The sequence below is a fragment of the Caproiciproducens sp. CPB-2 genome, from assembly GCF_036287215.1.
In the GTDB taxonomy this organism is placed as follows: Bacteria; Bacillota; Clostridia; order Oscillospirales; family Acutalibacteraceae; genus Caproiciproducens.
On record NZ_CP142860.1, the window covers coordinates 1,755,415 to 1,780,762 of the forward strand.

The following is a 25,348-nucleotide window of genomic DNA, read 5'->3' on the forward strand; positions in this document are numbered from 1 at the left end:
TAATTATGGCGATACGAAACATTATAAAAGAGGGAGACCCGTTCCTGAATAAAGTCTCCCATCCGGTAGATAAATTTGATAAAAAGCTCGCGACCCTGCTGGACGATATGCAGGAAACCATGCACAGCGCCGACGGAGTCGGCCTTGCCGCGCCGCAGGTGGGAATTTTAAGAAGGGCCGTTGTTATCGACATCGGCGAAGGTCCAATTGAGCTGATCAATCCTGTTTTTCTGGAACAGAGCGGGGAGCAGGAATGTCTGGAAGGCTGTTTGTCCGCCCCGGGGCAATACGGCATTACGAAACGCCCGATGCATGTGAAGGTTCGCGCGCAGAACCGTAAAGGGGAATTCTTTGAAATAGAAGGGGAAGAACTGCTTGCCACGGTGATGTGTCATGAGATCGACCATCTGGACGGTATTCTGTTTAAATCGCATGTAATTCATATGCTGAGTGATGAAGAGCTGGCGAAGTTAAAATAAGAAAAGCGGGTGATTCAATGCGCATTGTATTTATGGGAACGCCGGAATTTGCCGTTCCGTGCCTGAAAAGCCTGATTGACGCGGGGCATGACGTCTGCGCTGTTTTTACGCAGCCCGATAAACCGAAGGGGAGAGGCTATACGCTTACGCCGCCTCCGGTCAAGATGCTGGCCGCCGGGAAAAATATTGAGGTCTTCCAGCCGAAAACGCTTCGCACCGCCGAAGCCGCCGAAACGATCCGGAATCTGAACCCCGACGTGATCGTTGTCGTCGCCTATGGGAAAATACTGCCGAAAGAGGTTCTGGAGATTCCTCCTTACGGCTGCATCAATATTCACGCGTCCCTTTTGCCGAAATACCGCGGAGCCGCCCCGATTCAATGGTCCGTGATCAACGGTGAAAAGATGACCGGCGTTACCACAATGTATATGTCGGAGGGGCTGGATACCGGAGACATGCTGCTGACCGCCCGGACGGAGATCGGTCCGGAGGAAACCTCCGGCGAACTGCATGACAGGCTTTCGCTGATGGGCGCGGATCTGATCGTCAAAACCCTTCAAAAAGTAGAGGACGGAACGATTCAGCGCATTCCGCAGAGCGAGGAAAACACCTGCTATGCTTCCATGCTGACAAAAGAGCTTTCCCGTATTGACTGGAATCAGCCGGCCGGTACGATCCACAATCTGGTCCGGGGGCTTTCCCCGTGGCCTGTGGCCAATACGACCTATCACGGGAAGCTTTTAAAAATTCACAGGACCGGACCGGCGGGCCAATACAAAGGCAAGCCCGGCGAAATTCTGACGGAGGGCGGCTCGTTTGTCGTTTGCTGTGGGGAAAAGACCGCCCTTGAACTTCTGGAAGTTCAATACGAAGGCGGGAAAAAAATGAATGGAAAAGATTTTCTTCGCGGGCATCCAACCGGCGAAGATTTTATGGTAAAATAAAGGAAATAACGGAGGGATTGATCATGGGTATGGGATTTTATTATTTTGACTATACATATTTCGTATATATTGTGCCCGCGCTGATTGTGACAATGATTGCACAGTTTCGGGTAAAGTCGACTTTTGAAAAATATTCCCGTATCTCAACGGCAAGAAACATGACGGGAGCACAGGCGGCTTCCAGTGTCGCGCAGTTCGGCGGCGCCTCCGGCGTACAGGTGCAGCGCATTTCCGGCAGCCTGACCGACCATTTTGATCCCCGGGACAATACGATCAGCCTTTCGGACCAGGTTTATGCTTCAACTTCTATTGCGGCGCTTGGTGTGGCCGCTCACGAAGCGGGTCATGCGATTCAGCACGCGCAGGGATACCTGCCGAACAAAATCCGCACCGTTCTGGTCCCCATCACGAATTTCGGGTCCCGGCTCGCGGTTCCGCTGATTATTGTCGGACTGGTTTTGCCCGTTCAGTACGACTTTGTTGTGAATCTGGGGATTGCGCTTTACAGCTTTGCTGTATTGTTCCAGCTCGCAACGCTTCCCGTCGAGTTCAACGCCAGCTTCCGGGCAATCCGCGCGCTGGACGAAGCCGGTATTTTGTATCCCGATGAACTGGAGGGCGCAAAAAAAGTTCTGCGGGCGGCGGCGATGACGTATCTGGCTGCAAGCTTTACCGCCATTATGTCCCTGCTGAGACTGCTTGTACTTGCCGGAAACAGAAGGGGCAGAGATTGATGGACGATGCAAGAGCCGCAGCACTGGCCGCTCTTTTGCATGTCGATGTGAACGAAGGCTATTCCAATATTGTTCTGGACAAAACGCTGGCTTCCTTTTCTTTGGAACCGCGCGACAAAGCGCTTGCTTCTGCGATCTTTTACGGAGTGCTGGAACGCCGGATCACCCTGGACTATTTCATCAGCCGGTTTTCCAAAATGCCGCTTAAAAAGCTTTCTCCGCAGGTGCTGGAGATCCTGCGCATGGGCGCCTACCAGATTCTGTATCTTGAAAAAATTCCAAAATCGGCAGCGGTTAACGAATCCGTTATTCTTGCAAAAGAAAGCAATGCTGTAAAGGCATCTGGCTTTATTAACGCGGTTCTTCGGTCTCTGGTCCGAAATCTTGAAAATTTAGAGATTCCGGATGCCGAAAAGGATTCGTTGTTCTCTCTAAGCATTCAATATTCGTGCCCGCAATGGCTGATTTCTCTGTGGCAGAAATCGTATGGGGAAGAATGTACGCTCCGTCTGCTGGAGAGTACTTTTTCAAAGCCGCCCGTATTTGCCAGAACGAATAATATTTGTATTTCTGAGGAAAACTTAATTGAAAAGCTGAATGCGGAAGGTATAAAGGCCATCCCCATTACATGGCTGGATCAGGCTGTCGAGTTGCAGCAGACGGGCGCAATCAGTCAATCCGAAGGTTACCGGGAGGGCCTGTTTCACATACAGGATCTTTCTTCTCAGCTCTGTTGCTTCCTACTTCGTCCGCTTCCCGGGGAGAGGGTCATCGACGTGTGCTCCGCGCCCGGAGGCAAAGCCTTTACCATGGCCGAACTCATGGAAAACAAGGGCGAGCTTCTCGCTTTTGACAAATATAAAGGAAAGGTGAACCTGATCCGGCAGGGGGCTCAGCGTTTAAAGCTCTCTGTGATCAGCGCCGCCGTACGGGACGCTTCTGTTGCGGAAGACGATCTGGCCCCGGCGGATAAAGTCCTTTGTGACGTACCGTGTTCCGGTCTCGGAATCATTCGCAGAAAACCGGAAATTAAGTATAAATTACCATCAGCTATTGACAGTTTGCCTGATTTGCAGTACCTTATTCTGTGTAAATCATCAAAACTGGTCAAGACGAATGGGACTTTATTTTATTCAACCTGCACTTTGAACCCAAAAGAGAACGGCGAGGTGTCGGAAAAATTCCTTCGGAACAACCATGACTTTGAGCCTTTGCCTCTCAATCTGCCCGATCAGGTTTGCCATGCCGTCGAAGGGGAACCGGGGAACCAGCTGACGCTGATGCCTCACGTTCACGGGACGGACGGCTTCTTTATCGCGGCTTTTCGAAGAAAACAGGAGTGGATGTCTTGAGCTTGCAGGATCTGAAATCAATGACTCTCGAAGAAATCAAAGCCGATTTTGCCGCTGACGGCCAACCGGCTTTTCGTGCTTTGCAGGTTTATAGATGGCTGCATCGCGGAGCAGAAGATTTTGAACAAATGTCCGATCAGTCGAAAGCCTTTCGGCAGGTACTGTCGGAAAAATATTACATAGCGAATGCTGTGATAGAAAAAAAACTGGAATCCCGTTTGGATGAAACCGTAAAATATCTGTTTCGCCTGAATGACGGAGAATATGTGGAAAGCGTTCTGATGGACTATCATCACGGTCATACGATCTGTATTTCCACACAGGTCGGCTGCAAAATGAACTGCGCGTTCTGCGCAACGGGGAAAAGCGGTTTTTCACGGAACCTGACGGCTTCCGAAATGCTTGCGCAGATTCAGTCGGCCCAGAAGGATGCCGGTATCCGGATATCCAATGTTGTGATGATGGGGATGGGAGAACCGCTGGATAACTATCAGAATGTGCTTCGTTTCCTTGAGCTGGTTTCTTCCGATGAGGGAATGAACATCGGGATGAGGCACATTTCTCTTTCCACCTGCGGCGTTGTGGATAAGATTTATGATCTTGCGGAAAAGAAGCTTCAGCTTACCCTGTCTGTCTCCCTGCACGCGCCAAACGACGAAATCCGTTCCAGGACCATGCCGGTCAACCGGAAATGGGGAATAGAGGAACTGATGAAAGCGTGCCGGTACTATGTCGATATGACGGGCCGCCGGATTTCTTTTGAGTATGCCATGATTCACGGGGTGAACGACAGCGACGCCTGCGCAAGGGAGCTTGCGGGAAGGCTCAGCGGGATACTCAGCCATGTCAATCTGATTCCTGTCAATGACGTCAGCGGAGCCGGATTTAAAAAAAGCTCTGCCGACCGACTGCAAAAATTCAGCCGTATCCTTTCGGATAAAGGAATTACCGTTACCGTCCGGAGGACGCTCGGCTCGGATATCAATGCTTCCTGCGGACAGCTCAGACGCAGGTACAAAGAGGAGGTGGCCAATGTTGAGAGTATTCAGTAAAAGTGATATTGGCCTTGTCAGACAAACCAATCAGGACGCCTGCAAAAGCGGCACCTTTTCCGAACATTCCGCGTGGGCTGTTGTCTGTGACGGAATGGGCGGTGTCAACGGAGGCAATATTGCGAGTGAAATTGCGGTAGAAAAAATTTCCGAAAGCATTGCCGCATCCTATCATGAAGGTATGACTGACAGTTCCGTAAAGAATCTGATAATGGCGGCGATACACAACGCCAATCTCGCTATCCATGACGAAGCAATGAACCATATCCAGCTTGCCGGTATGGGAACAACCGTAGTTGCGGTGATTGTTTCGGGCGGGGTTGCCCATATTGCCCATGCGGGGGACAGCAGGGCGTATTTAATAACGGAAAATAACATTCGGCAGCTGACTACGGATCACTCCATGGTACAGGAAATGGTTAATAATGGAGATATTACGGAACAGCAGGCAAAAATACATCCCCAGAAAAACATTATTACCCGTGCACTGGGTGTCGAACCTTCCATTCAAATTGATTACTGCGAAAATGAGTTTCGTTCCGGCAGCATGCTTCTGATCTGTACGGACGGTCTTACGAATTATATCGATGCCAAACAGATTTTTGCGCTGTCCAAAACCATGGATGCCGACAGCCTGACAGACAAGCTTGTAACGCTCGCGAAAGACTGTGGGGGCGGTGACAACATTACGGTTGTCATCATTGAAAACTACTGCTGACAGGAGTTGATTTTATGGATAAGTACACAGGAAAACGGCTCGACGGACGCTATGAAATACATGAACTGATCGGTACCGGCGGAATGGCTCTGGTTTACCGCGCGTATGATACGATTGACGACCGTACGGTCGCAATCAAAATACTCAAGGACGAGTTTTTGGGAAACGACGAGTTTATCCGCCGCTTCAAAAATGAGTCCAAGGCAATTGCGGTGCTTTCCCACCCAAACATTGTCAAAGTTTACGACGTCAGCTTTGGTGACAGAATCCAGTATATTGTCGAAGAATTTATCGATGGAATTACGTTAAAGGAATATTTGGATCAGCAGAAGGAAATCAAATGGAAAGAAGCCATCCATTTTACCGTCCAGATTCTGCGCGCGCTTCAGCACGCTCATGAAAAGGGCATTGTCCACCGCGACATAAAGCCCCAGAACATTATGCTGCTGCAGGACGGCACGATTAAAGTGACCGATTTCGGCATTGCCCGTTTTTCACGCAGTGAAACGCGGACGATGACGGACAAAGCGATCGGCTCGGTCCATTACATCGCGCCGGAGCAGGCAAGGGGAGATCTGACCGACGAAAAGGCGGACATTTACTCCGTAGGGGTCATGCTTTACGAAATGATTACGGGCCGTCTTCCGTTTGAAGCCGACAGCGCTGTCTCCGTCGCCATTATGCAGCTGCAGGCAGACCCCAAGCCTCCGAAGGAAATCAATCCCTCCGTGCCGGAAGGTTTGGAGGAAATTACATTAAAGGCGATGCAGAAAAATCCTACGCAAAGGTATCAGTCCGCCGCCGAAATGCTCAGGGATATCGAAGCTTTCCGGAGGAATCCCAGCATCAGCTTTCAGTACAAATATTTTATCGATGAAAAGCCTACCAAATATATCGACGCGATCAACACGGTAAAGGGAGCGGAGCCTTCCGCGTACAATGATAATTATGAATATGAGGAAGAACCGTCCAGAGCGCCCAAAAAGAAGAAGAAAAGGTCGGCTGCCTCTTTAGTGATCGCAGGGATTGCCTCTGCGTTTCTGATTGTCGTCATCGGCTTTGGCATCGCCGCGCTGTTTCACAGCTGCAACAGCGGAGTCGGCAACATTGTTCTACCGGATTTCAGAGGAAAAACCTACGATGAAGTAAAAGAAGAAGTAAAGAGCAACGACCAGTATAAAAATCTGACCTTTGTTACCGAAACAAAAAATGATTCCACTCAGAAAACGGGAATTATTTTGAGCCAAAGCCCCAAGGAGGGAACGACCGTAAAAGCCAACGCGGAAATCACCCTTACCATTAACGCGGGCGGCAAGCCGGTCTCTGTTCCCGACGTTTCCAACAAGACGCAGGAGGAAGCGATTACCGATCTGGAAAAAGTAAATCTGCTGTACGAGGTCCTGCCCGTAGTGGATAACCAAACCGAGAAGGGCCATGTAAAAAATACCGATCCCCCCGCGGGGACGCAGGTCACGGAAGGAACCAAGGTGAAGATTTATGTCAGCACCGGCGGAGAGGAAGAAAAAACGGCCGTTCCTGCCGTGATCGACAAAACTATAGAGGATGCAAAAACGGAAATTATCGCGGCGGGTCTGACAGTCGGGGATATTACCGCACAGGATGACAGCGATAAAGCGAAAGACGTGGTCATTGAAACTTCCCCGCTGCCCGGCGTGCAGGTTGTGAAAGGCAGCGCGGTATCCATTGTCGTCAGTTCGGGTAAGAAATCGGAGAAATCCATCGATGTCTTTGTCAAGCTCCCGAAAGAAGTGACGCACGACATCAACCTGAAAGCGTATTTGGGCAATGAGCTCCAGACGGAAAAGACCGTGAACCCGTCCTACAATGACGTATGCCAGCTTACTTTTAAAGGCAGCAGCGGCAAAAAGCAGCTGATTATTCAGCTGGACGGAAACAAGTACCAGGAGTTTACGCTTGACTTTGACGCGGGCACTTCCACGGCAGGGGAAAGCTATCCGTATAACAATGCCAGCAGTACGGGGGGAAACAGCGAGATCCCGAGCGGCGTCATCACTCCTTCGGACTGATGCTTATGGATAAGATAAACGGTACCATTATAAAAGGTATCGGCGGTTTCTACTATGTGGAGGCCGCCGATACGCTGTATGAATGCAAAGCAAGGGGCGTGTTCCGGAAAAACAAGGTGACTCCTTTCGTCGGCGACCATGTAACCGTTAGTCTGGAGAAAGACGGGACAGGCACGATTGAGGAAATACTCCCGCGAAAGAATTCTTTGGTGCGCCCGCCGGTTGCAAACATCGATCAGCTGGTGATCGTCGTGTCGATCTGCGATCCGTCCCCCAGCACGCTGGTGATTGACAAAATCATTGCTGCGGCGGAGGACAGGGGGATTGAGCCTGTTATCGTGATCTCCAAAAGCGATTTGAAAGACTGTCAGTGGCTGAACGACATTTATCAGACGACCGGGATTCCGCTGCTTACGGTTTCTTCGGCTACGGGTGAGGGAATTGAAGAAGTGGAGGAGCTCCTGAAGGGCAAAATATCCGCTTTTACGGGGAATTCCGGGGTCGGAAAATCCTCTCTTCTGAACAGGATCGATTCGCGTTTCCATCTTCAGACCGGAGAAATCAGCCAGAAGCTTGGACGCGGCCGCCACACCACAAGACAGGTTGCCTTTTTAAAGCTGGGGGAAAATACCTATGTCGCGGATACGCCGGGCTTTTCTTCCATCAGTGTGGAACGCTATGATCTGGTGAAAAAGGAAAACCTTCAGTATTGCTTCCGGGAATTTGAACCCTATCTGAATCAGTGCAAATTTGTCTCCTGTTCCCACACCTGCGAAAAGGGCTGCGCGGTTTTGAAAGCGGTGGAAGAGGGGGCTATCAGTAAATCCCGTCATGAAAGCTATGTCGCCATGTACAATGAAGTGAAAGATCTGAAAGAATGGAATATGAAATGAAAAAATGCGTGATTATCGGTTCGTCGCCCTGCGAATACGGCGGGATTCTGAATGAAATCGATCCTGATCATTCTTTTATTATTTGCGCCGACGGCGGTCTGGACGTTGCGCTGGAACATCATCTTACGCCCGATCTGCTCATCGGTGATTTCGACTCTGTAAAAAATGAATTGCCGAAGAACATTGAAACCATCCGTCTGAACAAGGAAAAAGACGATACCGACATGATGGCGGCGATCAAGGAAGCGATCAAAAGGGGATACCGTGATTTTACTCTTTTCGGCGCTCTGGGCGGCAGGATCGACCATTCCTTCTCCAATTTCTGCGCGCTGCAGTATCTGGCTTCCCAGGGCTGTAAAGCGGTGATTGCGGACAGGGACTGCCGGGTATTCCTGCTTTCCGGCGGCAGACTGACGCTGAGCGGGCTGAAAGGCCGGACGGTTTCCGTTTTTCCTTTTGGCGTCGGTTTCTGTACGGTAAGCTACGAGGGAATGAAATATCCGCTCAGGGAAGCGTCTATTTCTTCCGCCTATCCGCTCGGCGTCAGCAATGAGATCACGGAGGATCAGGCGCAGATTTTTGTTCACAGCGGAAACGCCCTGATTTTTTTACTGTCATAAGCGAACCAAAATCTTTGCCGCTGAATATAATGAGGATAAGACAAAAGAAATATCGTCTTATTCTTTATAATGGCGGTGAGCTGGATGTGGCAACGAAATAATTGCTTAATTGCAAAATGCGCGGTTGCTTTTGGGCTCGGGCTGGCTGCCTCTTGTTTTTGCCCAACGGGATTAATCCTGTTTATAGTAGCGATCATCATGGTCATATTGGGAATCACACTTTTAAGGTGTGGAACATAATGGGAGGTTTGTGAGATGAAAGTAGTCGTTTTGAAGAGCTCGAAATTTTTAGGATTTGTATTACGAAAGTTTTTTAACATAAAAAAAGAAAATTAAAAAATGGATGCCGGCTGCTGATGCAGCCGGTAATTTTTTATGCGAATGCGCATAAACCGTACAAGATTAGAATAACAATTAGGTAGAAACAGGAAAAGGAGAGAACCTTTATGGATTATATGCTTAACCGTGAGGCATTGGCCACCAGCGAAGTGATTTATGATGGCTGCCAGGAGCAGCCGGTGGATCTCGACATCAGCCTGCCTGACTACTGCCCCGATATACAGCGCATTTTAAAATGTCAGGTTTATCCGCACATTACCTCCAGAAGCATTACAGGGGACAGACTGGAACTGGAAGGCAGTTACACCGTGAAAATACTCTATCTTGATCCCGGCGGTACGGCTGTTCACTGCTATGAAACCAGTCAGTCGTTTTCCGCCGCCATCCAGTTGAAGCAGGCTGCCGACAACGCGCAGATTTTTGCGTTTACCAGGGTGGAATATATTAACTGCCGTGCGACCAGTCCCCGGCGCCTGGACATACACGGTTCTTTTTCCGCATGCGCAAAAGTAATTGTGCAGGGGGAGAACGAGGTGGTCTCCAACATAGACGGCGAAGGAGTGGAAGAGCAGAAAAGCACACTGTCGATCAACAAGATGGCCGGGTTCGCTCAGCAGCAGTTTACGGTGGAAGAGGTGCTGGAGCTCGGGCAGGGCAAGCCGCCCGCGGATAGTCTGGTCCGTTCCGACGCGTTTGCGGTGCTTCAGGACTATACCCCTGTCGCAAACAAGCTGATGATCAAGGGAGAAGTATGTGTAAAATTCCTGTATTCCACAGCGGATAACGAAGCTGCTCTGGAAGTGATGGAGTACGCACTTCCGTTCAATGAAATGGTTGACTGTGAGGGAGCCTCAGAAAACTGTATCTTCAATATCCAGCTGAATGTTGCCGGGCTGGAAGCACAGATCAAAAATGATTATTCCGGTGATCAGACTTACTTTGACGTTCAGGCCAGGGTGTTTGTAAATGCGTCCGCCTATCAGAATTCCGACGTTACTATGGTAACGGACGCCTATTCCAAGCAGTACGAGCTGAACATCAGCTCCAAACAGAAAAACATCGACAATGCTGTTGAATTCATCAACGATACCGATATTCACAAGGGTTCTCTGGCACTGGAGGATGTACCGATTTCAAAGATTATCGATATCTGGAATGAAATGAACACTGTTTCCGCCGACTATGCAAACGGACAAATCAATTACAAGGGGAAATTCAATATCTGTGTGCTTGCCCTGAATCCGGACAATAAGGCGGTCTATTTTGAACGGCTGATGGATTTTGAATATGCCCGCCCCTACCAGGCGAAAGAGGATCATATCAAATGCAGCGCCTCGATGCTGGTAGCGGGGATCAGCTACCGGATTACGGGCGGCGGAATTGATCTGAAGGTTGAATTAAGGCTCAGCGCCGGAATTTACAGCCAATACAACCTGAAGCTGATCACGGATGTCGCAGCTGACGAAACCAAACCCAGGGCACAGGACAAATCCGCGGCATTAAGTATTTATTACGCCGACGCGGGTGAAAGCTTATGGAATATCGCCCGTGAATACTGCACCTCGGTCAATGCGATTAAACTGGAAAACGACCTTACCGGTGATTTCGTTGAGAACAGGGGGATGCTGCTGATTCCTATGTAAGGATTCCTTGAGAGACATTCGCAATAAAAATTAAATTTCTCTGCCTGAGGGGGAGGTAAAATGGAAGAACGCAATATTTACAGTGATATTTCCCAGCGCACGAACGGTGATATTTATATTGGGGTGGTAGGTCCGGTAAGAACCGGAAAATCCACTTTTATTAAGAAATTCATGGATACCATCGTCGTTCCGAACATGGATTCCAACTACAGGCGCGACCGCGCGATCGATGAAATGCCGCAGTCCGCCGCAGGACGTACCATTATGACGACGGAACCGAAATTTATTCCGGAACAGGCCGTCAAAGTAAAAGTGGATGACAGCGCCACCTTCTCGGTGCGTATGATCGACTGCGTCGGCTACATCGTTCCAAGCGCGCTCGGATACATAGAGAACGATCAGCCGCGCATGGTGATGACCCCGTGGTACGACGAGCCGATTCCGTTCAACATGGCTGCGGAAATCGGGACCAAGAAGGTCATTACGGAGCACTCGACTATCGGGCTGGTCGTCACGACCGACGGCAGCATCAGCGATATTCCCCGGGAGGAATACGAGGAAGCGGAAGAGAGGGTCGTGAAAGAGCTGAAGGAAATCAACAAACCCTTTATTGTCCTTCTGAACTGTACCGACCCGAATTCAAGTCCTGCGGTTTCCATGGCTTCGCAGATGCAGGAGAAATACAAGGTACCCGTGGCGCCCGTCAACTGCCTTGAAATGGAAGAGGGACAAATCAGGGATATTCTTTCCAAAGTGCTGTTTGAATTCCCGGTGAAGGCGATTAAGGTCGACATGCCGCGCTGGCTTTCCAGCCTTGAAAAAAATCATTGGCTGCGTTCCGCTGTCTACGGCACCATCCAGAATTCGGCTTCGAAAATCTCCCGGATACGGGAAGTCGGGTCGATTATCAACGATATCAATCAATGCGAATATGTCAGCGGCGCAAAAACCGAATCCATCGATCTGGGAACCGGCAACGCGCGGGTTGCCGTCAATCTGCAGCCGAATCTGTTCTATAAAATCCTGGGTGAAAAAACCGGTATCGATATTGAGGATGAGGGTGGGCTCCTCGACAGCATCCTCGGACTTGCAAAAATCCGGGATCAATATAACAAGATCAAAGACGCCTATCAGGATGTGCAGGACACCGGCTATGGAATTGTGATGCCGGATATTGAGGAGCTTACGCTCGACGAGCCCGAGATTATCAAACAGGGCGGCAAATACGGGGTGCGTCTGAAAGCGGCGGCGCCTTCCATCCACATGATGAAGACGAAAATTACGACGGAGCTGACGCCGATTGTGGGTTCCGAGCAGCAGTCGCAGGATCTGATCATGTATCTGCTGAAGGAATTTGAGGAAAGCCCCTCCAAAATCTGGGAATCCAATATCTTCGGCAAGAGCCTGCACGAGCTTGTGAACGAGGGCCTGCACAACAAGCTGTACAGAATGCCTACGGACGCACGGGATAAGGTGCGCGAGACGATAGAACGGATCATCAATGAAGGCTGCAACGGCCTGATATGCATTATCCTGTAAAATTCATAAAATAAACCGCAAATGTGATTCGGCAAAATTAGCCGAATCACATTTTTTTATTGATAAATCTGCTACAAACCTTTATAATAAAAAAAGACTATGTTTTACTACTCGTTAAAGAAAAGGGAGTGTACCGATGTTTACGATTGTGGAGAAGCGGATATTGAATGATTCGATGACATTGATGGCGGTAGAAGCGCCATATATTGCGAAAAAGGCGAAAGCCGGCCAGTTCATTATTCTGCGTGTCAATGAATTCGGGGAAAGGATTCCTCTGACGGTAGCGGACTACGACCGCGAGAAGGGAACCATCACCATTATTTATCAGAAGGTCGGAAAGACGACCCTGATGCTGGATCAGTTGAACGTCGGCGACGCGATTCTGGATTTCATCGGGCCTTTGGGAAAAGCGACCGAGCTGGGGGGCTACAAAAACGTAGCGGTGATTGGCGGCGGCGCCGGCTGTGCGATCGCGTACCCGCAGGCGAAGGCCCTGCACGGCATGGGCGCGAAGGTGGACATGATCGCGGGATTCCGGAATCAGGACATCATCATCCTGGAAGACGAGATGAAAGCGGTCAGCGATCATCTGATCCTGACAACGGACGACGGCTCCAACGGAAACAAGGGCTTTGTGACCGACGCCCTGCGTAAAAATATTGAGGACGGGGCAAATTACGACCTGGTCATCGCCATCGGGCCGCTCGTCATGATGCGCGCCGTCTGCAACCTGACCAAAGAGTACAACATCAAAACGCTCATCAGCATGAACCCCATTATGATCGACGGGACCGGCATGTGCGGCGGATGCAGGCTGACGGTCGGCGGAAAAACCAAATTCGCCTGTGTGGACGGTCCGGATTTCGACGGCCACGAAGTGGACTTCGACGAGGCCATCAAAAGATCGAGAACCTATTCTGAGTCGGAAAAAGAAGCGACGCGCGAATACAACTGCCGCTTGATGGAGGGTGCGAAAAATGCCTAATATGTCCAAAGTAAAAACGCCGATGCCGGAGCAGGACCCCAATGTGCGCAACAAGAACTTTGAAGAAGTCTCGCTTGGTTACACGGAAGAAATGGCCGCGGAAGAGGCCAAACGGTGCCTGAACTGCAAAAACAAGCCGTGTGTCAGCGGATGCCCGGTCGGCGTGCGCATTCCCGAGTTTATCAGCTGCGTCGCTTCCGGCGATATGGAAAACGCGTACAGGATCATTAAGACGACGAACTCCCTTCCCGCCGTCTGCGGAAGGGTCTGCCCGCAGGAATCCCAGTGCGAGCAAAAATGTGTGCGCGGCATCAAAGGGGAGCCGGTGGGGATCGGCCGTCTGGAACGCTATGTGGCCGACTGGCACATGAAGCACGGCGGGGCCGAGACGTTTGAGGGGAAACCGAACGGACACAAGGTCGCCGTGATCGGGGCGGGGCCCGCGGGCCTGACCTGCGCCGGGGACCTGGCGGCCCTGGGGTACTCCGTTACCGTGTTTGAGGCACTGCATACCGCGGGCGGCGTACTGATGTACGGCATCCCGCAGTTCAGACTGCCGAAGGAGATCGTGCAGAAGGAAATCGACGGTCTGAGGGACAAGGGCGTCGACATTCAGACCGATATGGTCATGGGCAAGGTGCTGTCGGTAGACGAGCTGTTTGAAATGGGCTATGAAGCCGTATTCATCGGCACCGGCGCCGGACTGCCCAGCTTTATGAATATTCCCGGCGAAGAACTGGTCGGGACTTACTCGGCCAATGAATTCCTGACCAGGGTGAACCTGATGAAAGCCTATCTGGACGAATACGACACCCCGATTATCCGGCCGAAGAACGTCGCCGTTGTGGGTGGCGGCAACGTGGCGATGGACGCCGCGAGGACCGCCAAACGTCTGGGCGCGGAGAATGTGTATATTGTGTACCGCCGCGCCGAAGAGCAGATGCCCGCGCGGAAAGAGGAAATTCACCACGCGAAGGAAGAGGGTATTCTCTTCAATCTTTTACGCAATCCCGTTGCCATCCACGGCGACGAAAACGGCAGGGTCAGGTCGATCGAGTGCATCGAGATGGAGCTTGGCGAACCGGATGCTTCCGGCAGGCGCAAGCCGGTGCCCAAAGAAGGCTCCAACTTTGAAATCCCGGTGGACTGTGTGGTCATGGCGATCGGCAACTCGCCGAACCCGCTGATCCGCTCCACGACAGAGGGCCTGGAAGCAAACAGGAAGGGCTGCATCGTTGTGGATGAAGCGACCATGGCGACGACCCGGGAGGGCGTTTACGCCGCGGGGGACGCCGTCAGCGGTGCCGCAACCGTGATTTTGGCCATGGGCGGCGGCAAGGAAGCCGCCCGCTCCATCGATCAGTATATCCGGTCCAAAGCAGACAAAGCAAAATAAGGACAAAACCGACTGAACCGCCGTAAAATACGGCGGTTTTTTCATATCAGGGCATCTTCCACCTGCATCGGACATATTATTATTAGGATTATAATGATGCAGGAGGAATAACAATGGACGATCGGTATGAAGATAATCGGTATGATAAAGATTATGAAGATGACTACGAAGACGATGACGACGGTTATGTAGAAGATCATTACGAGGATGTCTACAGCAGAAATGACAACAGGAATTACAGGAATCACGAAAAAGATGATCAGCGGGACTACGAAAGGAATTATGAAAAGGACTACGACGGACAGCAATACAGGAGGAACAAAAAAGCGAAAACCCTCAGCACAAGACTGCTGACCACAATTCAAATAACGGTATGTTCGATCATTTTAGCCACGGCGGTCTTTCTCCGGGTCTTTGGGGGCAATGCATATCTGATCATCAAAAACTGGTATCTGCAGAACATCAATAATTCCATTGTTCCAACCGAGGATATCGACCATGTAAAACATACCGTTGTAGAGATATTGCCGTCGGTTACCGATTTTTTTACAAAGCCGCGCGCTCAGGATAATTCCTCCCAGTCAGAAAGCACCGCCTCCCAGCCCGGTGTGACTTCCCGGACAAGTGAGAATCCGCAAAGCGGCGTCAATTCACAGGCAAATCCCGGGTCTCAGGCCGGAACCGTTTCCCAGTCTGACGCAGGTTCCGCAACAAATTCACAGCAGCCGGAGAACCAGCAGGCGGCACCCTCCCAGCAGGTCAGCGGCTGATGTCTTTTTCCATCAAAAACTGCCGTGTGACCGTCGATTTTTTATTTGTAGCCGTACTGGCAGTTTTTTTTCTGTTCGACAGGAGCGGAATGGCCGTTCTGGGCCTTTCCTGTGCGGCGCTGCATGAACTGGGTCATTTAGCGGTCATGGCCGCGTTCGGAGCGGCGCCGTCGCAGATTCGGTTTACCCCCTTCGGAATCGATATGATCAAATCTGCGGGTATCGACCGGTCCTACTGGCGCGACGCCGCCATTTCCGTCGCGGGACCGGGAACCAACCTTGCTGCCGCGCTGATCTGTTTCCTCGCCGATGAGCGTTATTTTCACTCTTTTATCCTTGCCAACCTGGTGCTGGCAGGGTTTAATCTACTGCCTGTGGAGCCGCTTGACGGAGGGCAGGCGCTGTATTCCGTCCTTTGTACCCGCCTGAACGCCACTTTGTCCGCAAGGATTGTATCCGTCGCTTCATTCGCGGTTTTAACGCCGCTGGCAGCGATTGGTTTCCTTTTTCTGTTCCGTGCCAACGGCAATTTTTATCTTCTTGCCGTATCCGTTTATTTAATCTTTCTGCTCCTTTACAAGAACGGAAGGTATTATTGATTTGCATTCTCCGCACGCGGGCAGTATAATATAAAACATATATTGTGCGGAGGATACGAATGGTCAATAAAAAGATAGAAAAACTGCTTGCAAACGTGCAAAAACCGGGCAGATACGTCGGCGGCGAGCTCAACTGCGTGAGGAAGCACGCGGATGAAGTGGATGTGCGGTTTGCATTTTGTTTTCCCGATATATACGAAGTGGGCATGTCGCACCTCGGGCTGAAAATTCTGTACAGCCAGCTGAATACCGTACCCTATGTCTGGTGTGAGCGTGTATTCGCCCCTTGGGTGGATATGGAAGAGGAAATGCGTAAAAACGGCCTGCCGCTCTATGCGCTGGAAAGCGGGGACAGCATCCGCGACTTCGATATCATCGGTTTTACCCTTCAATACGAGCTCAGCTATACCAATATCTTAAATATGCTCGATCTGGCGGGAATCCCGCTGAAAGCCGAAGACCGGCATTCCCTTTCCCAGCTTGTGGTGGCCGGCGGACCCTGCGCCTGCAACCCGGAGCCTTTGGCGGACTTTTTTGATCTGTTCTTTATCGGCGAGGGGGAAGAAGTAGATCTGGAGGTAGTCGCCCTTTACCGGGAATACAAAAAGCAGGACCGTTCCAAAGAGGAATTTTTAAAGGCGGCTTCTCAGATTCAGGGAGTCTACGTGCCGTCTCTGTATCATATTTCTTATCATGAAGATCATACGGTAAAGGCGATCGTTCCGAAAGAGGGAGCGCCCCTTCCCGTAAAAAAACGCATTATGATGGACGTGGACAAGTCCTATTTCCCGGATAAATTTGTGGTGCCCTACATTGAAATCGTGCACGACAGGACAGTGGCGGAGGTCCTGCGCGGCTGTATCCGCGGCTGCCGCTTCTGCCAGGCGGGCTTCCTGTACCGCCCGTTCCGTGAAAAATCAGTGGACGTCATTGACCGGCAGTGCCACGATCTGTGCGACAGCACGGGCTATGATGAGATTTCGCTTTCCTCGCTCAGCACGAGCGACCACTCCAGGCTGAACGAGCTGATCGACCGGCTCCATACATGGACGGAAAAGGAGAACACCGGTATTTCGCTGCCGTCCCTTCGGGTCGATAATTTTTCCCCGGAGCTGATGTCCAAAATCAAATCCGTCCGCCGCAGCGGTCTTACCTTTGCGCCGGAGGCGGGAACGCAGCGTCTGAGGGACGTTATCAATAAAAACGTCACGGAAGAAGAGCTGATGAAAACCGTCAATACCGCGTTCAAGGGCGGCTGGACGACCATCAAGCTCTATTTTATGATCGGGCTACCGACGGAAACGTTGGATGATGTTGCCGGGATCGCGGAGCTGGGGCAGAAGGTGGTCGACGCCTTTTACGCAAATCCTGACAAACCGAAGGGGAAAGGCGTAAAAGTCACCGTCAGCGCGTCCTCCTTTGTTCCGAAACCGTTCACGCCTTTTCAGTGGGAACCGCAGGATACCATGGAGACGCTCCGCAAAAAGCAGCGCCACCTGGTCGCTTCGGTCAAAACCAGAAAGGTGGAACCCAATTGGCACGAAGCGGACACCAGCTTTCTGGAGGCTGTTTTTGCGCGCGGGGACAGGCGCTTATGCGGCGTCCTGCTGGAAGCGCATCGAAGCGGATGCAAAATGGACGGCTGGCAGAACTTTTTCTCGTTTCCGAAATGGATGGAAATTTTCGAGAGGTGCGGAATCGACCCGGCCTTTTACGCGAACCGCAGGAGAAGCTTCGACGAAGTGCTGCCATGGGACCACATTGATTACGGGATCAAAAAATCCTTCCTGATTGACGAATGCAAAAAGGCTTACGCAAACGTCACCACCCCCAACTGCCGGGAACAGTGCTCTTCCTGCGGCGCGTCCTGCTTCAAAGGAGGAATCTGCTATGAAAAACGTCAGGGTCTGGTTTAAAAAGATCGGAACGGCGCGGTATATTTCGCATCTTGATTTAAACCGCTGCATGCTGCGTGCGATTCACAAGGCGAAGCTTCCTCTTTGGTATACCCAGGGCTATAATCCCCACGCGTTCATTACGTTTGCGCTTCCGCTGTCGCTCGGTATCGGGGGAGAGCGGGAAAGCATGGATATCCGGTTGGACGACGACGGTATTACGCGCGAAGAGCTCATCGGGAAGCTGAACGCGGCTCTGCCGGACGACATCCCCGTGTTTGACGTTACCGAGCCGGTGATGAAGCCGGGGCAGATCGCCTACGCCTCTTACCTGATGAAGCTGGAGACGCAGGGACACCCTCCCGAAGAAACAGCCGCCGCCATCCGGGAACTGTTCAGCCGGGAAACGGTGGTCGTTCCCAAGCATACAAAAAACGGGATGATCGATCTGGATCTGAGACCGTACCTTGACAGGACGGAAGTCGTTGCCCGGGACGACGGAGTGGAAATCAGCGCGATGCTCCCCGCGGGAAGCACCATGAACGTAAACCCTTCGCTTTTATGCGACGCGATGAAAAAATACCTGTTGCTGGATTTATTCAGCGATATCCGAAGGATCAACCTTTACGACGCGGATTTTAAAATATTTGAGTAAAATAAAAATAAATATTGCACCTTTTTCAGGATTATGGTATGATATATAGGCATTTGGAATCCGCTGATTGATTTTGGTGGGGTTTAATGCCCGGTTGTACCGTGACATTGAAGCGGACAGTCCTCTGCCACTGCGGCATGAATGTCTGAATTTTAAGGAGGAAATATATCCATGGATGCGTTAAAACTGATTGCGCAAGATTCCGTAAAAACAGAAGTTCCCGTATTTGAAGTTGGCGACACCGTAAGGGTGAGCGTAAATATCAGAGAAGGCGAAAGAGAAAGAATTCAGGTTTTCGAGGGTACCGTTACCGCTCGTAAGGGCAGCGGCATTTCCGAAACTTTCACCGTCAGGCGCCTTTCCTACGGCGTAGGCGTAGAAAGAGTTTTCCCGATTCACTCTCCAAATGTAAAGAGTGTTGAAATTGTCCGCAAGGGCCGTGTGCGCAGAGCGAAGCTCTACTATCTGCGTGACAGAGTCGGTAAGGCGGCAAAGGTAAAGGAACAGCTCAGATAAGGAATCAGATAGCGATTGAAAGGGACATGTAGGTGTCCCTTTTTTGCTACTGCAATATTTTTCAGGTCCCGAAAGAGGTGTCCGTTCTTGAAAAGTTGCCCTTCTGCGGAATCCCTGGCTGACAGCAAAACGCCGGAACGTGTTGTTTTGAGCTGTTATGAGTGGATGGAAGCCCTGATCCCCGCGCTGCTTGTAATTATGGCGGTATTTGTTTTTCTGTTCCGGATCATAACGGTCAACGGGCCCTCCATGCAGCCCAATTTTACGGACGGCTATAAAGTGCTTGTATCATGTTTTGACCGGACATTTTCTCTGGGAGACGTCGTTGTGGTCGACGCAAAGGCCACCGCGCTTCACGAGGTGATTATCAAAAGGGTCATTGCAACCCAGGGCCAGACGGTGGATATCGATTTTCAGACGGGAACCGTCTCTGTCAACGGCGTTGCGCTGGACGAATCGACTTATATTAAAAACGGTATTACCCAAAATCAGTACGACCTCCGTTTTCCGCAGACTGTCCCAAAAGGGCATGTGTTCCTGCTTGGCGACAACCGCAGGCTCTCGGACGACAGCCGTTCAAGCGACGTCGGTATGGTCGATCAGCGCTATATTATCGGCAAAGTCGAAACCGTTCTCATACCTTACGAAAAATTCGGAACCATATAAACACAGCAATTTGAAAAAAGGAGTTGTATTCCTCTTGAACGCAAATGAAATTCAGGCGGATATGGAACCAGCGTCCCCGGAAAAAGAAAAAAACAGTGTCGTCCGCGCCTGCTTCGAGTGGATGGAGGCTCTGATTCCCGCACTGATCATTATCATGATTTTTTTCACATTCCTGTTCAGGGTAAATATCGTTGTAAACGGGCCTTCCATGGAACCCAATTTAGTGGACGGATATAAGCTGTTTACAGCCTGTGCTGAGCCGGGCCTCGTCCGCGGGGACATTGTCGTGATCGACGCCAAAGGAACGTCTTTGGAGAAGCGCATCGTAAAAAGAGTGATCGCTACGGAAGGGCAGACGGTCGATATCGATTTTCACACCGGAATCGTTTCCGTTGACGGCGTTGCGCTCGACGAGTCCGCTTATATCGAGAATGGGATTACCAAGGACGAGTATGACGTTACTTTCCCGCAGAAGGTCCCCGCCGGCCATGTTTTTGTTTTGGGTGATAACCGCACGGTTTCGGAGGACAGCCGTTTCAGTGAGGTCGGCATGATCGACCAGCGCTATATTATCGGCAAGGTCAAATTTATTATTATGCCGTTTGAGAAATTTGGTCAATTATAAGGCGTTGCCTTTTTCTTATAAAGGAGTTGTTCCTTCATTGGATCACGAAAACAGCGTTTCCCAGCAAGAAACGCTAACTGAGAAAAAAAGAAATTTTATCATCAACAGTTACGAATGGGTGGAAGCCCTGATCTCTTCTTTAATTGCCGTGATCGTGGTATTCATGTTTCTGTTCAGGGTGGTCAATGTGAGCGGCCCCTCCATGCTGCCGACTCTGCGATCCAATGACCGCGTGATCTTGTCCAGCTTTTTTTACAAACCGCACCGGGGGGACGTGATTGTAATCACCCACACTACCAAGTTGAAGGAACCGATTATCAAAAGGGTCGTCGCGCTGGAAAATCAGGTTGTGGATATTGATTTTGAAACCGGCGTCGTTTCTGTGGACGGGGTTGCGCTGGATGAGTCCGCCTATATTGAAAACGGTATTACCACACAGCCTTCGGACTTCCATTATCCGCTTCAGGTTCCTCCGAGACATGTCTTTGTTCTCGGGGACAACCGTTCCGTGTCCAACGACAGCCGGTTTATTGACGTGGGTATGGTGGACGAGAGATATATTCTTGGAAAAGCGGAAATGATTGTCTTTCCGTTTAACAGACTTGGGACAATCAAATAACAATAAAGATACAGGGACGAACGAAAATGAGCGAAGCACAAACGATACAATGGTTCCCCGGTCATATGACCAAAACCAAAAGGCAGATTGAAAAAAGCTTAAAGCTTGTCGATGTTGCCGCTGAGATTATCGATGCCCGGATTCCGGTCAGCAGCCGGAACCCGGTTCTAAACGGACTGATCCAACAGAAGCCCCGCGTTATTTTAATGAATAAATGCGATATGGCCGATCCGGTTCAGACGGGCAGATGGATCGATTATTATCAAACACAGGGCATTCCCGCCATCGCGATCGACTGCCGCACCGGAAAAGGGCTGAACGGCTTTATTCCCCTCGTGAAAGAGGTTCTGAGCGACAAGATTGCCTCCTGGGAAGCAAAAGGGATGGTCGGACGGCAGATTCGCGTCATGATCGTCGGGATTCCCAATGTGGGCAAATCCTCGCTGATTAACCGTCTTGCCAAAAACGGCAAGGCAAATGTTGAGGACAGGCCGGGCGTAACGCGGTCCAACCAATGGTTTACCATTGGAAAGGGATTTGAGCTTTTGGATACGCCGGGGGTACTGTGGCCTAAATTTGAAGATAAAGCCGTAGGGGAAAGGCTGGCGTTTACCGGAGCGGTCAAAGACGAAGTGGTTGACACGGAGCATCTGGCTTCCCGTCTGCTGGAGGTTCTCCGCGACAGCTATCCCAGGGAGCTGAAAGCAAGATATAAGCTGGAGGGCGCCGACATAGCCGATCTGAAAGGCTATGAAATGCTGGAGCTGATTGGCAGGAAACGCGGGATGCTGATTTCCGGCGGGGAAATCGATCTGGAACGCGCGTCGATTATGATACTGGATGAATTCCGAAGTGCGAAATTAGGCAGAATTACTCTGGAACAGGTTGGTTGATAAGTATGGATTGGTTTGCCTATGAAAATATGGCGCTGAAAAAAAGATACCGGATGATCTGCGGCATCGATGAAGCCGGACGCGGCCCGCTGGCCGGCCCGGTGTTCGCTGCCGCCGTTATTTTGCCCCCCGGTCAGATGATCGAGGGGCTGAACGACTCCAAAAAGCTCAGTGAAAAAAAACGCGAAGCATTGTTTGATGTAATCAGGAAGACTGCAATCGTCTACGCCGTCGGATTCGCAACGGAGCAGGAAATCGATAAGATCAACATATTGCAGGCGACCTTTTTGGCGATGAAGCGCGCGTGCGACGGGCTTTCCGTCAGGCCGGACCTGGCGCTGGTGGACGGAAACCGGATGCCGCGGCTCGGGGTGGATACGCAGACCATTATCAAAGGCGATGCGCTTTCCGCAAGCATCGCGGCCGCCTCCATCCTTGCGAAGGTCAGCCGTGACCGGCTGATGACCGAGATCGACCGGATTTATCCCGAGTACCAGTTCGCGAAACATAAGGGCTACGGCACCGCTTTACATAGGGAATTGCTGAAACAGTACGGGCCCAGCCCGGTTCACAGAAAAACGTTTTTAAAAAAAATACTGGGGGAGACCCCATGAACAATTCATCCGGAAAAATCGGGGAGGACCGCGCGGCCCGGCTGTTGGAACAGAAGGGGTACCGGATTGTTGCGCGCAACTACCATTCCCGTTTTGGGGAAATCGACCTGATTGCCGAAAACAAGGACTATATTGTCTTTGCAGAAGTCAAAACACGCGACGAGCATTACTGCGTCAGTCCTTTGGAGGCGGTCACGGCGGGAAAGCAGAAGAAAATTATCAAGACCGCCCTTAACTATCTGCAGTCGCATGAAACAGGGCTGCAGCCGCGGTTTGACGTCATCGGCATTGTTACCAGGCCGGACCCTTTCTCCATCCTTTCTGTGGAACACATCGAAAACGCATTTTCTATTTGATTCGATATTATTTAGGAATGCCTATCATTTTTTTGTTTCTCTTTCCTGGAAAGTATGATATGATTAAAAAACAGACAACGCGAAGGGGGAAAAAACTTGAACTATCACTCCACAAGAAACAGCAGCGTCAGCGTATCCTCTGCTCAGGCAATTTCGCAGGGCATCAGCGGCGAAGGCGGGCTTTTTGTTCCTGAAAAGCTGCCCTGTTTTTCATATTCGGATTTGCTGGAACTGCAGCACTGCGGCTATACGGAGCGCGCAGTCCGCATTTTATCGGCTTTTCTTTCCGATTTTACCGCGGAAGAAATTGAGGAATGCGTCGGGAACGCTTACACCGGCGGAAAATTTGAGCAGGACAGGCCGGCTCCGCTCTCTTATCTTCAGAACGGGAAAATGAAGATGTACCTGCTTGAGCTGTGGCACGGTCCGACATGCGCGTTCAAAGATATGGCGCTGCAGCTTTTGCCGCACCTTCTTACCAAATCGCTGAAAAAGATTCAGTCCTCCAAGACCGCTCTGATTCTGGTCGCTACTTCCGGCGACACGGGAAAAGCGGCTCTGGAAGGTTTTAAAGATGTGGACGGAACCCGCATTCAGGTGTTTTATCCGGAAAACGGCGTCAGCCCCATGCAGAAGCGCCAGATGAACACCCAGGAAGGGAACAATGTGGCGGTCTGTGCGATCGAAGGCAATTTCGACGATGCCCAGACCGGCGTGAAAAAGATTTTTACCGATCCCGAAATCAACCGTCTGCTTGAACAGAACGATATTATGTTTTCCAGCGCGAACTCCATCAACTGGGGCAGGCTGCTGCCGCAGATCGTCTATTATTTCTCCGCGTACTGCGACCTGATGGCAAACGGGAAAATTTCCCATGAAGGCGAAAAGGTCAATATCGTTGTCCCGACGGGCAATTTTGGAAATATTCTGGCCGCTTATTACGCCAAAAAGATGGGCCTGCCGGTGAAAAAGCTGATCTGCGCGTCCAACGCCAACAATGTGCTGACCGATTTCCTGAACACGGGCGTTTATGACCGCAACAGGGATTTTCACACCACCATTTCCCCGTCCATGGATATTCTGGTATCCAGCAATCTGGAGCGCCTGCTGTATGACCTGACCGGAAACTCCAGCGCAAAAGTAGCCGGGTGGATGAGCGAACTCGCGTCAGGCGGCAGGTATCAGGTCGACGGCGATCTCCTGAACCGGCTTCACGAGCTGTTCTGGGCGGGGTTCTGCGGCGACGACGCGACAAAGGAAACCATCCGGGAAATCTACCGGGCGGAAAATTACCTTTGCGACACCCACACGGCGGTGGCGGTCAACGTCTATCGGCAGTACGTCGAAGCGGAAAACGATACGGAAACGCCGGCGATCGTCGTATCTACGGCCAGCCCGTATAAATTCGCCGACAGTGTGTTGAGCGCCGTTTCGGCCGATTACCGCGCGGATGCCTCTGAGTTTGAAAAGGTTCAGGCGCTTTCCGCTGTCACAGGCACCCCGATTCCGACGCCGATTGCACAGCTGGAATCAAGAAAAGTCAGATTTACTGAAATTTGCCCGAAAGATAAAATGGGCGAAGCTGTGCTGAAAACAGCCGGAATAAAGTATACTGTCTAAGAGAGGATCACATGTCACTATTTGCTATTGCAGACCTGCATCTGTCTCTCGGCTGTGACAAGCCGATGGATGTATTTGAAGGTTGGCGGGACTATACCGTCCGTCTTGAAAAAAACTGGCGCGCCGTGGTCGGCGAAGACGACACCGTCGTCGTCGCCGGGGATATTTCATGGGCGATGAAGCTTGAGGAAACGGTGAAGGATTTCGGGTTTATCCACTCCCTGCCCGGACGTAAGCTGTTTTTGAAGGGTAACCATGATTACTGGTGGACCACAAAAAAGAAGATCGACGATTTTCTGAAGCTGCACGGGCTGGATTCCATCGGCATCATTCACAACAACGCGGTGGCCGTCGGGGATATTGCGGTCTGCGGTACGCGCGGGTGGCTGTACAATTCCGAAACCGCGGAGGATATCAAGATTGTCAACCGCGAGGCCGGCCGCCTCAATACCTCGATTAACGAGGCGGAAAAGATGGGAGTAAAGCCGGTCGTGTTTCTGCACTACCCGCCCGTCTACGACGGGGCGGAGTGCAAAGAGATCCTCAGCGTGTTAAAGTCGCACGGCATCACGGAATGCTACTTCGGACACATTCACGGGAATCAGGCAGCCCGGCGGGCGATCACCGGGGTTTATGACGGCATCAAAATGCATTTGATTTCCTGTGACTATCTGAAATTCATGCCTGTTCTGGTGAAGTGAACAATTTTTGAATATTTTATCTAATATATAGAATATTTATTTTCCATGTGCTATAATAATTTAGATAATTTGCATTT

26 protein-coding genes are annotated in these 25,348 nt (G+C 50.9%); all 26 read left to right on the top strand.

Annotation, left to right across the window (positions count from 1 at the left end):
• Positions 1-5: 5 nt before the first annotated feature.
• The 26 genes from def to VXK30_RS08870 all read left to right on the top strand — a co-directional run bounded on the left by def (position 6) and on the right by VXK30_RS08870 (position 25,271).
• Positions 6-479 carry a peptide deformylase gene (gene def, locus VXK30_RS08745; RefSeq protein ID WP_275715771.1) on the top strand — a complete coding sequence of 158 codons (474 nt, stop codon included), beginning with the start codon at positions 6-8 and terminating at the stop codon, positions 477-479.
• A gap of 17 nt (positions 480-496) precedes the next feature.
• Positions 497-1,423 carry a methionyl-tRNA formyltransferase gene (fmt, locus tag VXK30_RS08750; protein WP_275715773.1) on the top strand — a complete coding sequence of 309 codons (927 nt, stop codon included), beginning with the start codon at positions 497-499 and terminating at the stop codon, positions 1,421-1,423.
• Positions 1,424-1,452: 29 nt separating this feature from the next.
• Entirely contained in the window at positions 1,453-2,157 is a 705-nt protein-coding gene (locus VXK30_RS08755; protein ID WP_275715969.1) for a zinc metallopeptidase, read from the top strand.
• The gene (gene rsmB, locus VXK30_RS08760; protein WP_275715775.1) at positions 2,157-3,509 is read left to right on the top strand and encodes a 16S rRNA (cytosine(967)-C(5))-methyltransferase RsmB; all 1,353 of its coding nucleotides are present in this window, start codon (positions 2,157-2,159) and stop codon (positions 3,507-3,509) included. The genes VXK30_RS08755 and rsmB overlap by 1 nt, the downstream gene beginning before the upstream one ends.
• Before the next feature lie 20 nt (positions 3,510-3,529).
• Complete coding sequence (gene rlmN / locus VXK30_RS08765) at positions 3,530-4,561, top strand: 23S rRNA (adenine(2503)-C(2))-methyltransferase RlmN (protein WP_275715971.1); 1,032 nt, start codon at positions 3,530-3,532, stop codon at positions 4,559-4,561.
• On the top strand, positions 4,542-5,279 hold the full coding sequence (locus VXK30_RS08770) for a Stp1/IreP family PP2C-type Ser/Thr phosphatase (protein ID WP_275715777.1): 738 nt from the start codon (positions 4,542-4,544) through the stop codon (positions 5,277-5,279). The genes rlmN and VXK30_RS08770 overlap by 20 nt, the downstream gene beginning before the upstream one ends.
• 14 nt (positions 5,280-5,293) lie before the next feature.
• A complete protein-coding gene (gene pknB, locus VXK30_RS08775; RefSeq protein ID WP_275715779.1) occupies positions 5,294-7,327 on the top strand; it encodes a Stk1 family PASTA domain-containing Ser/Thr kinase in 2,034 nt (677 codons plus the stop codon).
• A gap of 5 nt (positions 7,328-7,332) precedes the next feature.
• Positions 7,333-8,220, top strand: coding sequence for a ribosome small subunit-dependent GTPase A (gene rsgA, locus VXK30_RS08780; RefSeq protein ID WP_275715781.1), 888 nt, complete (start codon positions 7,333-7,335; stop codon positions 8,218-8,220).
• Positions 8,217-8,840: a thiamine diphosphokinase gene (locus tag VXK30_RS08785; RefSeq protein ID WP_275715783.1), complete on the top strand. Its 624-nt coding sequence runs from the start codon at positions 8,217-8,219 to the stop codon at positions 8,838-8,840. Before rsgA ends, VXK30_RS08785 begins: the two co-directional genes overlap by 4 nt.
• 446 nt (positions 8,841-9,286) lie before the next feature.
• On the top strand, positions 9,287-10,822 hold the full coding sequence (locus tag VXK30_RS08790; protein WP_275715785.1) for a DUF3794 and LysM peptidoglycan-binding domain-containing protein: 1,536 nt from the start codon (positions 9,287-9,289) through the stop codon (positions 10,820-10,822).
• A 60-nt stretch (positions 10,823-10,882) separates the two neighbouring features.
• Positions 10,883-12,361: a stage IV sporulation protein A gene (gene spoIVA, locus VXK30_RS08795; RefSeq protein WP_275715787.1), complete on the top strand. Its 1,479-nt coding sequence runs from the start codon at positions 10,883-10,885 to the stop codon at positions 12,359-12,361.
• 136 nt (positions 12,362-12,497) lie between these two features.
• The gene (locus VXK30_RS08800) at positions 12,498-13,346 is read left to right on the top strand and encodes a sulfide/dihydroorotate dehydrogenase-like FAD/NAD-binding protein (protein WP_275715789.1); all 849 of its coding nucleotides are present in this window, start codon (positions 12,498-12,500) and stop codon (positions 13,344-13,346) included.
• On the top strand, positions 13,339-14,742 hold the full coding sequence (gene gltA, locus VXK30_RS08805) for an NADPH-dependent glutamate synthase (protein ID WP_275715792.1): 1,404 nt from the start codon (positions 13,339-13,341) through the stop codon (positions 14,740-14,742). Before VXK30_RS08800 ends, gltA begins: the two co-directional genes overlap by 8 nt.
• Before the next feature lie 113 nt (positions 14,743-14,855).
• Positions 14,856-15,512 (top strand): hypothetical protein, encoded by a 657-nt coding sequence (locus VXK30_RS08810; RefSeq protein ID WP_275715795.1) that lies wholly within the window; start codon positions 14,856-14,858, stop codon positions 15,510-15,512.
• Complete coding sequence (locus VXK30_RS08815) at positions 15,512-16,111, top strand: site-2 protease family protein (RefSeq protein WP_275715797.1); 600 nt, start codon at positions 15,512-15,514, stop codon at positions 16,109-16,111. Before VXK30_RS08810 ends, VXK30_RS08815 begins: the two co-directional genes overlap by 1 nt.
• Before the next feature lie 59 nt (positions 16,112-16,170).
• The gene (locus VXK30_RS08820) at positions 16,171-18,027 is read left to right on the top strand and encodes a TIGR03960 family B12-binding radical SAM protein (protein ID WP_275715799.1); all 1,857 of its coding nucleotides are present in this window, start codon (positions 16,171-16,173) and stop codon (positions 18,025-18,027) included.
• Positions 18,002-18,661, top strand: a complete 660-nt coding sequence (locus VXK30_RS08825) for a TIGR03936 family radical SAM-associated protein (RefSeq protein ID WP_275715801.1) — start codon at positions 18,002-18,004, stop codon at positions 18,659-18,661. The genes VXK30_RS08820 and VXK30_RS08825 overlap by 26 nt, the downstream gene beginning before the upstream one ends.
• A gap of 171 nt (positions 18,662-18,832) precedes the next feature.
• A complete protein-coding gene (gene rplS / locus VXK30_RS08830) occupies positions 18,833-19,177 on the top strand; it encodes a 50S ribosomal protein L19 (protein ID WP_275715804.1) in 345 nt (114 codons plus the stop codon).
• 87 nt (positions 19,178-19,264) lie between these two features.
• Complete coding sequence (gene lepB / locus VXK30_RS08835; protein ID WP_275715806.1) at positions 19,265-19,843, top strand: signal peptidase I; 579 nt, start codon at positions 19,265-19,267, stop codon at positions 19,841-19,843.
• Between the two features lie 34 nt (positions 19,844-19,877).
• Positions 19,878-20,468 carry a signal peptidase I gene (lepB, locus tag VXK30_RS08840; protein WP_275715808.1) on the top strand — a complete coding sequence of 197 codons (591 nt, stop codon included), beginning with the start codon at positions 19,878-19,880 and terminating at the stop codon, positions 20,466-20,468.
• Positions 20,469-20,505: 37 nt separating this feature from the next.
• Entirely contained in the window at positions 20,506-21,087 is a 582-nt protein-coding gene (gene lepB / locus VXK30_RS08845) for a signal peptidase I (RefSeq protein ID WP_275715810.1), read from the top strand.
• A gap of 26 nt (positions 21,088-21,113) precedes the next feature.
• Entirely contained in the window at positions 21,114-21,980 is an 867-nt protein-coding gene (ylqF, locus tag VXK30_RS08850) for a ribosome biogenesis GTPase YlqF (RefSeq protein WP_275715813.1), read from the top strand.
• A 5-nt stretch (positions 21,981-21,985) separates the two neighbouring features.
• On the top strand, positions 21,986-22,594 hold the full coding sequence (locus tag VXK30_RS08855; RefSeq protein WP_275715815.1) for a ribonuclease HII: 609 nt from the start codon (positions 21,986-21,988) through the stop codon (positions 22,592-22,594).
• Positions 22,591-22,950 (top strand): YraN family protein, encoded by a 360-nt coding sequence (locus VXK30_RS08860; RefSeq protein ID WP_275715817.1) that lies wholly within the window; start codon positions 22,591-22,593, stop codon positions 22,948-22,950. The genes VXK30_RS08855 and VXK30_RS08860 overlap by 4 nt, the downstream gene beginning before the upstream one ends.
• A 96-nt stretch (positions 22,951-23,046) precedes the next feature.
• Positions 23,047-24,570, top strand: coding sequence for a threonine synthase (thrC, locus tag VXK30_RS08865; RefSeq protein WP_275715819.1), 1,524 nt, complete (start codon positions 23,047-23,049; stop codon positions 24,568-24,570).
• A gap of 11 nt (positions 24,571-24,581) precedes the next feature.
• Positions 24,582-25,271 carry a metallophosphoesterase gene (locus VXK30_RS08870; RefSeq protein ID WP_275715821.1) on the top strand — a complete coding sequence of 230 codons (690 nt, stop codon included), beginning with the start codon at positions 24,582-24,584 and terminating at the stop codon, positions 25,269-25,271.
• Positions 25,272-25,348 lie beyond the last annotated feature (77 nt).

Coding starts and splice junctions, on each gene's coding strand:
- def (WP_275715771.1), top strand. CDS start 6: ATGGCGATACGAAACATTATAAAAGAGGGAGACCCGTTCCTGAATAAA.
- fmt (WP_275715773.1), top strand. CDS start 497: ATGCGCATTGTATTTATGGGAACGCCGGAATTTGCCGTTCCGTGCCTG.
- VXK30_RS08755 (WP_275715969.1), top strand. CDS start 1,453: ATGGGATTTTATTATTTTGACTATACATATTTCGTATATATTGTGCCC.
- rsmB (WP_275715775.1), top strand. CDS start 2,157: ATGGACGATGCAAGAGCCGCAGCACTGGCCGCTCTTTTGCATGTCGAT.
- rlmN (WP_275715971.1), top strand. CDS start 3,530: ATGACTCTCGAAGAAATCAAAGCCGATTTTGCCGCTGACGGCCAACCG.
- VXK30_RS08770 (WP_275715777.1), top strand. CDS start 4,542: ATGTTGAGAGTATTCAGTAAAAGTGATATTGGCCTTGTCAGACAAACC.
- pknB (WP_275715779.1), top strand. CDS start 5,294: ATGGATAAGTACACAGGAAAACGGCTCGACGGACGCTATGAAATACAT.
- rsgA (WP_275715781.1), top strand. CDS start 7,333: ATGGATAAGATAAACGGTACCATTATAAAAGGTATCGGCGGTTTCTAC.
- VXK30_RS08785 (WP_275715783.1), top strand. CDS start 8,217: ATGAAAAAATGCGTGATTATCGGTTCGTCGCCCTGCGAATACGGCGGG.
- VXK30_RS08790 (WP_275715785.1), top strand. CDS start 9,287: ATGGATTATATGCTTAACCGTGAGGCATTGGCCACCAGCGAAGTGATT.
- spoIVA (WP_275715787.1), top strand. CDS start 10,883: ATGGAAGAACGCAATATTTACAGTGATATTTCCCAGCGCACGAACGGT.
- VXK30_RS08800 (WP_275715789.1), top strand. CDS start 12,498: ATGTTTACGATTGTGGAGAAGCGGATATTGAATGATTCGATGACATTG.
- gltA (WP_275715792.1), top strand. CDS start 13,339: ATGCCTAATATGTCCAAAGTAAAAACGCCGATGCCGGAGCAGGACCCC.
- VXK30_RS08810 (WP_275715795.1), top strand. CDS start 14,856: ATGGACGATCGGTATGAAGATAATCGGTATGATAAAGATTATGAAGAT.
- VXK30_RS08815 (WP_275715797.1), top strand. CDS start 15,512: ATGTCTTTTTCCATCAAAAACTGCCGTGTGACCGTCGATTTTTTATTT.
- VXK30_RS08820 (WP_275715799.1), top strand. CDS start 16,171: ATGGTCAATAAAAAGATAGAAAAACTGCTTGCAAACGTGCAAAAACCG.
- VXK30_RS08825 (WP_275715801.1), top strand. CDS start 18,002: ATGAAAAACGTCAGGGTCTGGTTTAAAAAGATCGGAACGGCGCGGTAT.
- rplS (WP_275715804.1), top strand. CDS start 18,833: ATGGATGCGTTAAAACTGATTGCGCAAGATTCCGTAAAAACAGAAGTT.
- ylqF (WP_275715813.1), top strand. CDS start 21,114: ATGAGCGAAGCACAAACGATACAATGGTTCCCCGGTCATATGACCAAA.
- VXK30_RS08855 (WP_275715815.1), top strand. CDS start 21,986: ATGGATTGGTTTGCCTATGAAAATATGGCGCTGAAAAAAAGATACCGG.
- VXK30_RS08860 (WP_275715817.1), top strand. CDS start 22,591: ATGAACAATTCATCCGGAAAAATCGGGGAGGACCGCGCGGCCCGGCTG.
- VXK30_RS08870 (WP_275715821.1), top strand. CDS start 24,582: ATGTCACTATTTGCTATTGCAGACCTGCATCTGTCTCTCGGCTGTGAC.